General features: G+C 60.3%; 6 protein-coding genes. All 6 read left to right on the forward strand.

Annotated features, from left to right (window positions below; translation table 11 throughout):
• Nucleotides 1-8: 8 nt before the first annotated feature.
• The 6 genes from BSK43_RS10855 (at nucleotide 9) to glgB (ending at nucleotide 12,948) form a co-directional block, all read left to right on the forward strand.
• Nucleotides 9-3,329, forward strand: a complete 3,321-nt coding sequence (locus BSK43_RS10855) for a transglutaminase family protein (RefSeq protein ID WP_136686845.1) — start codon at nucleotides 9-11, stop codon at nucleotides 3,327-3,329.
• Nucleotides 3,330-3,342: 13 nt separating this feature from the next.
• Nucleotides 3,343-5,760: a circularly permuted type 2 ATP-grasp protein gene (locus tag BSK43_RS10860; protein ID WP_077469435.1), complete on the forward strand. Its 2,418-nt coding sequence runs from the start codon at nucleotides 3,343-3,345 to the stop codon at nucleotides 5,758-5,760.
• 4 nt (nucleotides 5,761-5,764) lie between these two features.
• Complete coding sequence (locus BSK43_RS10865; RefSeq protein WP_077469434.1) at nucleotides 5,765-6,643, forward strand: transglutaminase family protein; 879 nt, start codon at nucleotides 5,765-5,767, stop codon at nucleotides 6,641-6,643.
• A 132-nt stretch (nucleotides 6,644-6,775) separates the two neighbouring features.
• Nucleotides 6,776-7,984 carry a TadE/TadG family type IV pilus assembly protein gene (locus tag BSK43_RS10870; RefSeq protein ID WP_246662531.1) on the forward strand — a complete coding sequence of 403 codons (1,209 nt, stop codon included), beginning with the start codon at nucleotides 6,776-6,778 and terminating at the stop codon, nucleotides 7,982-7,984.
• Between the two features lie 297 nt (nucleotides 7,985-8,281).
• Entirely contained in the window at nucleotides 8,282-10,744 is a 2,463-nt protein-coding gene (locus tag BSK43_RS10875; protein WP_077469433.1) for a glycogen/starch/alpha-glucan phosphorylase, read from the forward strand.
• The gene (gene glgB / locus BSK43_RS10880; RefSeq protein WP_077469432.1) at nucleotides 10,741-12,948 is read left to right on the forward strand and encodes a 1,4-alpha-glucan branching protein GlgB; all 2,208 of its coding nucleotides are present in this window, start codon (nucleotides 10,741-10,743) and stop codon (nucleotides 12,946-12,948) included. The genes BSK43_RS10875 and glgB overlap by 4 nt, the downstream gene beginning before the upstream one ends.
• The last annotated feature ends 17 nt before the right edge of the window (nucleotides 12,949-12,965 follow it).

The following is a 12,965-nucleotide window of genomic DNA, read 5'->3' on the forward strand; positions in this document are numbered from 1 at the left end:
AGAGACATATGGCGATCAAGGCAAGCATCTATCATCTCACCCACTACACATATGACAATCCGGTCCGCCTCGGCCCTCAGATCATTCGCCTGAAACCCGCATCGCATTCCAAGACCCGCGTTCTCAGCCACTCGCTGAAGGTCACACCTTCCAATCATTTCGTGAACCTGCAGCAGGATCCTTACGGCAACTATCTCGCCCGTTTCGTTTTTCCCGATCCGGTGACCGAGCTGAAGATCGAGGTCGATCTCGTTGCCGACATGACGGTCTACAACCCCTTCGACTTCTTCGTCGAAGAGGAGGCGACCAAGTGGCCCTTCGCCTATCCCGAGACGATCCGCGAGGATCTGTCCATCTATATGACGCCGGAAGAAACCGGGCCCCGGCTGCAGGCTTTTCTCGACACGCTTGACCGCTCCGAGCAACCCACCGTCGACATGATCGTTGGCATCAATGCGCGTCTGCAGCAGGAGATCGGTTACGTCATCCGCATGGAAACCGGCGTGCAGACGCCGGAAGAAACCCTGGAGAGGGCTAAAGGCTCCTGTCGCGACACCAGCTGGCTGTTCGTTCAGGTTCTCCGCCATCTCGGCCTCGCCGCCCGCTTCGTCTCCGGTTACCTCATACAGCTGACGCCCGATCTGAAGGCGCTCGACGGCCCATCCGGCACTGAGGTCGATTTCACCGACCTGCATGCCTGGACGGAAGTCTATCTTCCCGGCGCCGGCTGGGTCGGTCTCGACCCGACGTCCGGTCTGCTCACCGGCGAGAGCCATATTCCGCTCGCCGCGACACCGCATTACCGCAATGCCGCCCCGATCTCCGGCGGCTATTTCGGCGAAGCCAAGACAGAATTCGATTTCGCGATGACGGTCACTCGCGTCGCCGAACATCCGCGCATTACCAAGCCTTTCTCCGACGAAAGCTGGGATGCGCTGAATGCGCTTGGCGAAGAGGTCGATCGCGTCCTGCAGGCCGAAGACGTGCGCCTGACCATGGGCGGCGAGCCGACCTTTATCTCGATCGACGACTTTCAGTCGGAGGAATGGAACACCGCCGCCGTCGGCCCGACCAAGCGCGACATGGCCGATCAGCTGATCCGCCGCCTGCGCGACCGCTTCGCGCCGGGCGGCTTCCTGCATTACGGCCAGGGCAAATGGTATCCGGGTGAAAGCCTGCCGCGCTGGACCTTCTCGCTCTACTGGCGCAAGGACGGCAAGCCGGTCTGGCAAAACCCGGCTTTGATTGCCGAGGAAACAGCAAAGACCGGCGCCAGTGCCGAGGACGCAGGAAAGCTTCTGACGGCGATTGCTAGGGAGCTGGCCATCGAGCCCGATATGGTGCTGCCGGCCTATGAAGATCCGGCCGAATGGATCATCAAGGAAGGCAGCCTGCCTGAGAATGTCGACCCGTCTAATTCGAAGCTGAAGGACCCCGAAGAGCGCAGCCGCATCGCTCGCGTTTTCGAGCGCGGCCTGACGACCGCGACCGGCTACGTCCTTCCCGTCCAGGCCTGGAATGCACAAGCCTCGGGCACGCGCTGGATCAGCGAAAAATGGAGCACACGACGCGGCAAGATTTACCTCGTGCCCGGTGACTCGCCGATCGGCTACCGCCTGCCGCTCGGCACGCTGCCCTATGTGCCGCCGTCGCGCTATCCCTATATCCACACCGTCGACCCCACCCTTCCGCGCGCGCCTCTGCCCGATGTGATCGTGCCCGCTGGCCGCGCCATGCCGGAAGCGTCGTTCCAGGCCGACGAGGGCGCGCAATCGCGGGTGGAGCAAACGCTTGGCGATATCCGCGGCGCAGTGCGCACGGCCATCTCCGTCGAGCCCCGCGATGGCCGGCTCTGCGTCTTCATGCCGCCGACCGAGGGGATCGAACAATATCTCGAACTCTTGGCGGCCGCCGAGAATGCGGCGGCGGAACTCGGGCTGCCGGTCCATATCGAGGGCTATTCACCGCCTCAGGACGAACGCATCAATGTCATTCGCGTCGCGCCCGACCCCGGCGTGATCGAGGTCAACATCCATCCTGCATCGAACTGGCAGGATTGCGTCGACATCACCACGACGGTTTACGAAGAAGCACGGCAGACGCGCCTCGGCACCGACAAGTTCCTGATCGACGGCCGTCACACCGGCACCGGAGGCGGCAATCATGTGGTCGTCGGCGGCGCCAATCCGAACGACAGCCCGTTCCTGCGCCGTCCTGACCTGCTGAAGAGCCTGGTGCTGCACTGGCAGCGCCATCCTTCTCTCTCCTATCTTTTCTCCGGCCTGTTCATCGGCCCGACCAGCCAGGCGCCGCGCATCGACGAAGCGCGCCACGACAGCCTCTACGAGCTGGAAATTGCAATAGCTCAGGTGCCCGCGCCCGGCCAGGGCAACCCGCCGCTGCCCTGGCTGGTGGACCGGCTGTTCCGCAATCTTCTCACCGATTCCAGCGGCAACACCCACCGCTCGGAAATCTGCATCGACAAGCTCTTTTCGCCTGACGGACCGACGGGACGGCTCGGCCTCGTCGAATTCCGCGGTTTTGAAATGCCGCCCAACGCCCGCATGAGCCTTGCCCAGCAATTGCTGGTGCGCGCCCTCATCGCCCGCTTCTGGCGCAACCCCATCGACGGCAAATTCGTTCGCTGGGGCACGACGCTGCACGATCGTTTCATGCTGCCGCATTATGTCTGGCAGGATTTCCTCGACGTGCTCGCTGACCTCCGTGAAAACGGCTTCGACCTGCGGTCCGAATGGTTCCAGGCGCAGCTCGAATTCCGCTTCCCCTTCTGTGGCGAGGTTGAATACGAGGGCAACAGACTGGAGCTGCGCCAGGCCCTGGAGCCTTGGCACGTACTGGGCGAAGAGGGCGCGGTCGGCGGCACGGTCCGCTATGTCGACTCCTCGGTCGAGCGCCTGCAGGTGCGGCTGGAAACCAGCAACCCCTCGCGCTACACCGTATCCTGCAACGGGCGCCCGATGCCGTTGAGGTCGACGGGTGCCTCGGGCGTTTTCGTCGCCGGCGTCCGCTACAAGGCATGGCATCCGGCCTCCGGTCTGCATCCGGTTCTGCCCATCGATACGCCTTTGACCTTCGACATTTATGATACATGGTCGCGCCGTTCGATCGGCGGCTGCATCTATCACGTTGCTCATCCGGGGGGCCGGAACTATGACACCTTCCCTGTCAATGGTAACGAAGCGGAAGCGCGACGTCTTGCGCGATTCGAACCTTGGGGGCATACCGCTGGCGGCTATGCCCTGCGACCGGAGACGACATCGGCGGAATTCCCGCTGACGCTCGATCTTCGCCGGCCGGCAGGACTTTGAAACGGGAATATGCATGGTTAGAAAACCGGCAGCGGAACGGCGAAGTGAAGTAAAGGCTGGCATCGGCAACGATCCGGCCTTTGCCTATAGCGCCCTGCCTGGTGTTGCCGATGAAATGGTCGACAATGCAGGTGCCGTGCGGCCGGTCTGGCAAAAGCTCCTGTCGGCGTTGTCCCGCATGTCGGAACAGGAGCTGACCGAACGCTTCGCCCGCGCCGATCGCTATCTGCGCGATGCCGGCGTTTTCTATCGCGCCTATGGAGCAACCGGCGTCAGCGAGCGCAACTGGCCCATCTCGCACATCCCGGTGCTCATCGACGAGCGCGAATGGCAAAGCCTCTCCGAAGGCCTGCAACAGCGCGCCGATCTGCTTGAAGAGGTCATGGCCGACATCTATGGCGACAGCCGGCTTGTCAATGAAGGCCTGCTGCCGCCAGCCTTGATCGCCGGCAATCCGGAATTCCTGCGCCCGCTGGTCGGCGTCAAGCCCGCAAATGGCCACTATCTGCACTTCCTCGCCTTCGAGATCGGACGCGGTCCGGATGGCAACTGGTGGGTGCTTGCCGACCGTGCCCAGGCACCGTCAGGCGCCGGCTTTGCGCTCGAAACCCGCGTCGCCACGACGCGCGCCTTCTCCGACATCTATGCCGAAACCCGGGTGCACCGCCTCGCCTCCTTCTTCGGAGCCTTTCGCGACGCGCTTCTGGGTGGCAAGCGCGGCGGCGAAGGACGCGTTGCCGTTCTGACGCCTGGCCCGGCCAACGAAACCTATTACGAGCACGCCTATATCGCCCGCTACCTTGGCTTCATGCTGCTCGAGGGCGAGGATATCACCGTTGTCAATGACCAGCTGATGGTGCGAACCGTTGCCGGATTGCGGCCGATCAGCGTGCTCTGGCGCCGCCTCGATGCCTCCTACGCCGACCCGCTGGAGCTCAACCAGCACTCCCATATCGGCACGCCGGGCCTGGTGGAGGCGCTGCGGGCCCAGACCGTCAGTATCGTCAACGCTCTCGGTTCCGGCATTCTGGAAACCCGTGCCCTGCTCGCCTTCATGCCGACCATCTGTCGGCATCTGCGCGGCGAGGAACTGAAGCTGCCGTCGATCGCCACCTGGTGGTGCGGACAGAAGAGCGAGCGCGAGCATGTCGCCGCCAATATCGAGAAGATGGTGATCGGCCCCGCCTATTCCTGCATGCCCTTCTTCGATGACAGCGGCCAATCAGTGCTGGGCTCGACGCCGCGCAGCACTGCCCGCGATTCAATTTCGGATTGGCTGACAACCGACGGCCACAAGCTGGTCGGCCAGGAAGTCGTCACCCTTTCGACAACGCCGGCCTGGGTCAACGGCAAGCTGATGCCACGGCCGATGAGCTTGCGCGTCTTTGCCGCCCGCACGGAAAGCGGCTGGAAGATCATGCCCGGCGGCTTTGCCCGTATCGGCAGCGGCGACGATGTCGCCGCCATCGCCATGCAGTCGGGCGGCTCAGCCGCCGATGTCTGGATCGTCTCCGACAAGCCCGTGGAAGCGCATACGCTGCTGCCCGCCGAAGAGACCTTTACCCGCAATATGCCCGGCAGCCTGCCGAGCCGCGCCGCCGACAATCTGTTCTGGCTCGGCCGCTATATCGAGCGGGCCGAAGGGGCGCTGCGCATTCTGCGCGCCTGGCACGGCCGCTTCGCCGAAGCCGCCGATCCGAGCCAGCCGCTGCTCGCCGACGTCAGCGCCTATCTTGCCGGCATCGACATAGACATCGAGAAGGCCGTACCGGAAAGCCTGCTGCGCAACATCGACAGCGCCGTTTACTCGGCCAGCAACATTCGCGACCGCTTTTCGCCCGACGGTTGGCTGGCCTTGACGGACCTCGCCAAGACCGCCCGCCGTTTCAAGGAAAACGTCAAGCACGGCGATGACGCCAGCCATGCCATGACGATCCTGTTGCGCAAGCTCGCGGGCTTTGCCGGCCTCGTGCACGAAAACATGTATCGCTTCACCGGCTGGCGTTTCCTGTCGCTCGGTCGTTATATCGAACGCGGGCTGCACATGACGCGTCTGCTTGGCCATATGTCCGGCCCCGAGGCGCCCGATGGCGCGCTCGACATGCTGCTTGAAATCGGCGACAGCGTCATGACCCATCGCCGCCGCTACAACGTCAATACGGCGCGCTTGACGGTGACCGACCTCCTGGCGCTTGACCCCCTTAACCCGCGCTCGATCCTCTTCCAGATGAACGAGATCCATCGCGAAGTGGAGCAACTGCCGAACGCCTTCGTCAACGGCCAGATGTCGCCCTTCTATCGGGAAGCCATGCGGCTGCATTCGGGCCTCGCCGTCATGACGCCGGAGACGATGACCGGCGAAGTCTATCAGCGGCTGGAGCGTGAGCTGGAGCGGCTCTCCGATCTGCTCGCCCGCACCTATCTCGGATAATGTGATGCTCTACGATCTGTCGCTGCACATGGGTTACACCTACGACGCGCCGGCCAGTGGTGCGCGCCACATCCTGCGTATTCTGCCGCTGTCGCTCACCAACCGCCAGCGATTGGTCGCCGGTTCCCTGAAGGTAACGCCGCATCCGGACGAGCAATCGAATTTCACCGATTTCTTCCAGCATCCGGCAACGTCGATCCTGGTGCGCAACCCGCATGAGAAGCTTGATATCCGCATGCAGGCGCGCGTGCAGGTGGAGAGCCAGCCCATCGCCGCCGATTTCTCGCCCTTACTTGCGGAATTGCCTGACGAGATCAATAGCTGCTGGTCGATCGACCCCTCCTCCCCGCATCATTTCCTCGGCAGCAGCCCTCGCCTGCCGGAGACGAGCGAAATCGCCGAATACGGCAGGCAGTGGAAGACGACGAAGCTGACGACGATACAGATCGCCCATGCCGTCTGTGCGCGGATCCACAAGGATTTCGTTTACGACGCGAAGGCGACGACCGTCGACACGACGCCCAAGGAGGCATTCCGCCTGAAGCGCGGCGTGTGCCAGGATTTCTCGCATGTGATGATCATCGCGCTGCGCAGCCTCGGCATTCCGGCCGGCTATGTCAGCGGCTTCCTGCGCACCATCCCGCCGCCCGGCAAGGAACGATTGGAAGGTGCCGACGCCATGCATGCCTGGGTGCGCGTCTGGTGCGGAGAAACCGCCGGCTGGATCGAACTTGACCCCACCAACAACATTCCCGCCGGCACCGACCACATTGTTGTAGCCTATGGCCGCGATTATTCCGATGTTGCACCCGTTATTGGTGTGTTGAAAGGTTATGGTAACCAAAAAACCGTGCAAGCCGTAGATGTTATTCCACTAATATAGTATAAGTCGAAATAAGAATGAGACTAATCCGATGGTTTTTTAAAATTTGAACCACAACTTAAACGTTTGACTAATATTTATAGCCGATAGTCCCGCCAATTATTGAGAACTTCAACTCTCCATCAGGCGGACATGATGATCACCGGTTCGGATATACTTTATATCTTTAAAAGACTGTCGCGTGATAGGGCCGGAAATTTCGGTATTATAACGGCACTTTCCATCCCGGTACTAGCTGTAGCGGGTGGCGTTGCTGTAGATGTCACGAACATGTCGCTGACACGCAGCCAGCTCCAGGAATCGACTGATGCCGCCGCGCTCGCCACTGCAACAGCACTTGTCGACGGTGGTGCGACCACCACGACCGCAAAAGATCTCGGCAACAATTTTGTGCTCGGTCAGATGTCCAACTATCTTGGCGGAGATGCGAACGCCACGAATTCGCTTAAGGCGGGAACTAGCACGACGGTGACGAAGACGACCGATTCCTCCGGGAATACAGGTTATACAGTCGTTGTGAACGCATCCTATTCAATGCCCGTCAACAGCATGACCCGCTTGACCGGCCAGAGTTCGATGAACATTTCCGCGTCAAGCACCTCGACCAGCGGAAAAACTTCCGAAACCCAGAAGAATCCTCTGTCGATGGAGATCGCGCTCGACAAGTCCGGCTCGATGTTGCTGAACACAGAGGTTGTCGACACCACCCAGAAAAGCTGCATCCAATATTATACGGATGGGAATTATCTATATCAGTATCCAAAGGCTAAGAGCCCTTGCTACATCAAAAAGATTGCAGCACTGAAAACAGCAGTCGGCAATCTTTTGGATCAGTTGGATGCGGCCGATCCTAGCTCACAATACGTCCGCACCGCGGCCATTGCCTGGAGCAGCCAAGTCGACAGCTATAGCAACCTCGATTGGGGAACAAAATCGACTCGCACCAACGTCATCAGCGGATTGAATGCTGAGGGCGGCACCGAGTCCAGTGCACCTATGACAATGGCTTACAACAACCTTATGTCGGCGTCCGAGAGTGCCGCACAGGCCAAGAAGAATAACAAGACTTTCCAGAAGTACATCGTCCTGATGACAGATGGAGAAAACAATGACACCAGCTCGGATCAGAAGACGCTGACAACCTGCAATGCCGCAAAGGCCGCCGGTGTCCAAATCTACACCGTTGCCTTCATGGCTCCGGCGCGCGGCCAAACTCTGTTGCAGAATTGCGCATCGGGTTCATCCAACTACTTTGCCGCGCAGCAGATGTCGGATCTGGTTGCGGCCTTCAAGACGATCGCCACGGAAACATCCAAGCAGATGACGCTCCTCACGAAGTGACCTCGTCTGGACCCCACACCAAGCAACCATAAATAGCCATCAAAATAAAAGCCGCGCGAAACGAGTATCGCGCGGCTTTTATTTTTCATCAATTCGCGAATAAGAGCCTGAAACATCATCGGAATCAAGTCTTTTCCCGCGAATGGGAAACGTTTGGCGGCTATTTTCGCATCTGCCCAACTCGCATATTGCAACTGCTTTACATCAGTGCGTAAACTGATAGTGAAACGGAAAGGAAATTTGATTTATTGGGCATAACACTCTGAATATAAATCACAAATGGCGAGAGTTGATAGTATGAATAATTTGACGAAGGCCGATCTCCCCGTTCCCGCCCCGCGCATTTCCCGCCCCGAAATCCTTGCGGAAGAAATCATCGAGCGCCTGACCTATCGCATCGGCAAGGATGCGAAAGTGGCCAAGCCACACGATTGGCTGACGGCAACGATCCTCGTCATTCGCGACCGCGTTATCGACAGATGGATGGAATCCACCCGCCGGGTCTACGAGACCGGCGCCAAGCGCGTATACTATCTATCGCTCGAATTCCTGATCGGCCGCCTGATGCGCGACGCCGTCTCCAATCTCGGCTTGATGGAAGAAATCACCAACGCGCTCTCCTCGCTCGGTGTCGACGTTCGCGTCATCGCCGGGCTCGAGCCGGACGCAGCACTCGGCAATGGAGGCCTCGGCCGCCTCGCCGCCTGTTTCATGGAATCCATGGCGACCGTCGATGTGCCGGCCTACGGCTATGGCATTCGTTACGTGCACGGCCTGTTCCGGCAGCAGATGGCCGATGGCTGGCAGGTGGAACTGCCGGAAACCTGGCTTGCTCACGGCAACCCTTGGGAATTCGAACGCCAGGAAAGCGCCTACGAAATCGGCTTTGGCGGCGCCGTCGAGACGGCAAGCAGCCATGACGACCAACCCCGCTATGTGTGGAAGCCGGCGGAACGCGTTATCGCCGCCGCATTCGACACGCCCGTCGTCGGCTGGCGCGGCAAGCGCGTCAACACGCTGCGTCTCTGGTCGGCACAGCCGATCGATCCGATCCTGCTCGATGCCTTCAACGCGGGCGACCACATCGGCGCGCTGCGCGAAAGCAACAAGGCGGAGAGCCTGACGCGCGTCCTATATCCGGCAGACGGAACCCCCGCCGGCCAGGAGCTGCGCCTGCGCCAGGAATTCTTCTTCTCCTCAGCGTCGCTGCAGGACATTATTCGCCGCCATCTCCAGCAGTATGACGACCTGACCAACCTCGCCGACAAGGTCGCGATCCAGCTGAACGACACGCATCCGGCTGTCTCCGTCGCTGAAATGATGCGCCTGCTAGTCGACGTCCACGGCCTCGAGTTCGACAAGGCCTGGAATATTACCCGCGAGACTTTCGGCTACACGAACCATACGCTGCTGCCGGAAGCGCTCGAAAGCTGGCCGGTGCCGCTGTTTGAACGGCTGCTGCCGCGCCATATGCAGATCATCTACGCCATCAACGCCAAGATTCTGGTCGAAGCCCGCAAGGCCCGCAATTTCAGCGATACGGAAATCCGCTCTATTTCCCTGATCGACGAAAACGGCGACCGGCGCGTGCGCATGGGCAATCTCGCCTTCGTCGGTTCGCATTCGATCAACGGCGTATCGGCGCTGCACACCGACCTGATGAAGGTGACCGTCTTCGCCGACCTGCACAAGCTCTATCCGGATCGCATCAACAACAAGACGAACGGCATCACGCCACGCCGCTGGCTGATGCAGTGCAATCCGGGCCTGACCGGCCTTATCCGCGAAGCCATCGGCGACGATTTCCTCGACGATGCCGAAAAGCTGAAGCCGCTCGACAAATTCGCTCACGACGGCGCCTTCCAGGAGAAGTTTGCCGCGGTCAAACGCGCCAACAAGGTGCAGCTGTCCAATCTCGTTGCGAGCCGGATGGGCATCAAGCTCGATCCGAATGCGATGTTCGACATTCAGATCAAGCGCATCCACGAATACAAGCGCCAGCTTCTCAACATCATCGAGACCGTGGCCCTCTACGATCAGATCCGTTCGCACCCCGAGCTGGACTGGCAACCGCGCGTCAAGCTCTTCGCCGGCAAGGCGGCGCCGAGCTATCACAATGCGAAGCTCATCATCAAGCTGATCAACGATGTCGCCCGCGTCATCAATAATGATCCGTCGGTGCGCGGCCTGCTGAAGGTCGTCTTCGTCCCGAACTACAATGTCTCTCTCGCCGAAGTCATGGTTCCGGCCGCCGATCTCTCCGAGCAGATCTCCACCGCCGGCATGGAAGCTTCCGGCACCGGCAACATGAAATTCGGCCTCAACGGCGCGCTGACCATCGGCACGCTCGATGGCGCCAATGTCGAAATGCGCGACAATGTCGGCGAAGACAATATCGTCATCTTTGGTCTCAAGGCCGATGAAGTCGCCAGCCTGCGTAGCGACGGCCACGATCCCCGCGCCGTCATCGAACGCTCGCGCGAACTCGCCCAGGCGCTTTCCGCCATCGCTTCCGGCGTCTTCTCGCCGGACGATCGCAGCCGCTACGCCAACTTGATCGAGGGCATCTACAGCCACGACTGGTTCATGGTCGCCGCCGATTTCGATGCCTACGCCGCAGCTCAGCGCGAGGTCGATATCCTCTGGGCCAATCCCTCCGAATGGTATGCCAAGACAATCAACAACACTGCTCGCATGGGCTGGTTCTCCTCCGATCGGACGATCCGTCAATATGCCAAGGAAATCTGGAGAGCTGGATGAAAAAGCCGAAGAGACCCGCTGACGGCACAAGCTTGAGGGATATTTCGGCAGACGATATTGCTGCAATTCTCGCAGGCACACATTCCAACCCGTTTGCCGTGCTCGGCGTGCACCGGACGGATGACGGGTTTGTGGCGCGCTGTTTCATTCTCGGTGCGGAAGCCGTGACTGCCCTGGCGCTCGACGGCTCCGTCATCGGCGAACTGGATTGCCTTGATCCGGCGGGTTTCTTTTCCGGCGATGTGAAACTGAGCAAGCAGCAGCCGGTGCGCTATCGCGCCCGGCGCGGCGATGCGGAATGGGCGGTAACCGACCCCTACAGCTTCGGCCCGGTTCTCGGGCCGATGGACGACTATTTCGCCCGTCAGGGCACGCATCTGCGTCTGTTCGACAAGATGGGCGCCCATCCCCTGAAGCACGAAGGCGTCCAGGGCTTCCATTTTGCCGTCTGGGCGCCGAACGCCCAGCGCGTCTCGGTCGTCGGCGATTTCAACAACTGGGATGGCCGCCGGCATGTCATGCGCTACCGATCGGATTCCGGCATCTGGGAGATCTTCGCGCCGGATGTGCCGGCCGGTGTCGCCTACAAGTTCGAAATACGCGGCAATGACGGCGTCGTGCTGCCGCTCAAGGCCGATCCCTTCGCCCGCCGCAGCGAGCTGCGCCCCAAAACCGCTTCCGTCACGGCAAACGAACTGACCCAGGTCTGGGAGGATGCAGCCCATCGCGAGCATTGGGCAAGCGTCGATCAGCGCCGCCAGCCCATCAGCATCTACGAGGTTCATGCAGCCTCGTGGCAGCGTCGCGACGACGGCTCCATGCTCTCCTGGGACGAACTAGCCTCGCGGCTGATCCCCTACTGCGTCGACATGGGCTTCACCCATATCGAGTTTCTGCCGATCACCGAGCATCCCTATGATCCCTCCTGGGGCTATCAGACCACCGGTCTTTATGCTCCGACAGCCCGCTTCGGCGAACCGGAGGGTTTTGCCCGCTTCGTCAACGGCTGCCACAAAGTCGGCATCGGCGTCATTCTCGATTGGGTGCCGGCGCATTTCCCAACCGACGAGCACGGCCTGCGCTGGTTCGACGGCACCGCCCTCTATGAGCACGAAGACCCGCGCAAGGGCTTTCACCCCGACTGGAATACGGCGATCTATAATTTCGGCCGTACCGAGGTCCTCTCCTATCTGGAGAACAATGCACTCTTCTGGGCAGAAAAATACCACTTGGACGGTTTACGCGTCGATGCCGTCGCCTCCATGCTCTACCTCGATTATTCCCGCAAGCACGGCGAATGGATCCCCAACGAATATGGCGGCAACGAGAACCTCGAAGCTGTCCGCTTCCTCCAGTCGATGAACACGAGGGTCTATGGTGCTCATCCGGGCGTGATGACCATCGCCGAGGAATCCACCTCCTGGCCGAAAGTCTCGCAGCCCGTTCACGAAGGCGGCCTCGGCTTCGGCTTCAAGTGGAATATGGGCTTCATGCATGACACGCTGAGCTATCTCTCCCGCGAGGCCGTGCACCGCAAGTATCATCACAACGAGCTGACCTTCGGCCTGATCTACGCCTTCTCGGAAAACTTCGTGCTGCCGCTCTCCCATGACGAAGTGGTGCATGGCAAAGGATCGCTGATCGCCAAGATGGCCGGCGACGACTGGCAGAAGTTCGCCAATCTGCGTGCCTATTATGCCTTCATGTGGGGCTATCCCGGCAAGAAGCTGCTGTTCATGGGCCAGGAATTCGCGCAGTGGAGCGAATGGAGCGAAGAGCGCGCGCTGGACTGGAACCTGCTGCAATATCGCATGCATGAGGGCATGCGGCGCCTCGTGCGCGATCTCAACTTTACCTATCGCAGCAAGGCGGCCTTGCATGCGCGTGACTGCGAAGGTGAGGGCTTCGAGTGGCTCGTCGTCGACGATTTTGAAAATTCGGTCTTTGCCTGGCTGCGCAAGACGCCCGGTGAAAAACCGATTGCGGTCATCACCAATTTTACGCCAGTCTACCGTGAGAATTATACGTTGCGCTTGCCAGCTGAGGGGCGGTGGCGTGAAATACTGAATACCGATGCCGACATTTATGGCGGTAGCGGCAAGGGGAACGGCGGGCGTGTACAGGCCGTTAATGCAGGTGGAGGCATACAAGCGACAATAACGCTGCCTCCGTTGGCAACCATCATGCTCGAACCGGAATTTTGAGATCATTACGGACAGGG

Origin of the sequence: Rhizobium sp. P44RR-XXIV, assembly GCF_001999485.2 — a bacterium.
Classification (GTDB): Bacteria; Pseudomonadota; Alphaproteobacteria; order Rhizobiales; family Rhizobiaceae; genus Rhizobium.

Excerpts from the sequence above, each read along its gene's own strand:
- BSK43_RS10870 (WP_246662531.1), top strand. The coding sequence starts at position 6,776 with ATGATGATCACCGGTTCGGATATACTTTATATCTTTAAAAGACTGTCG.
- glgB (WP_077469432.1), top strand. The coding sequence starts at position 10,741 with ATGAAAAAGCCGAAGAGACCCGCTGACGGCACAAGCTTGAGGGATATT.
- BSK43_RS10860 (WP_077469435.1), top strand. The coding sequence starts at position 3,343 with ATGGTTAGAAAACCGGCAGCGGAACGGCGAAGTGAAGTAAAGGCTGGC.
- BSK43_RS10865 (WP_077469434.1), top strand. The coding sequence starts at position 5,765 with ATGCTCTACGATCTGTCGCTGCACATGGGTTACACCTACGACGCGCCG.
- BSK43_RS10875 (WP_077469433.1), top strand. The coding sequence starts at position 8,282 with ATGAATAATTTGACGAAGGCCGATCTCCCCGTTCCCGCCCCGCGCATT.
- BSK43_RS10855 (WP_136686845.1), top strand. The coding sequence starts at position 9 with ATGGCGATCAAGGCAAGCATCTATCATCTCACCCACTACACATATGAC.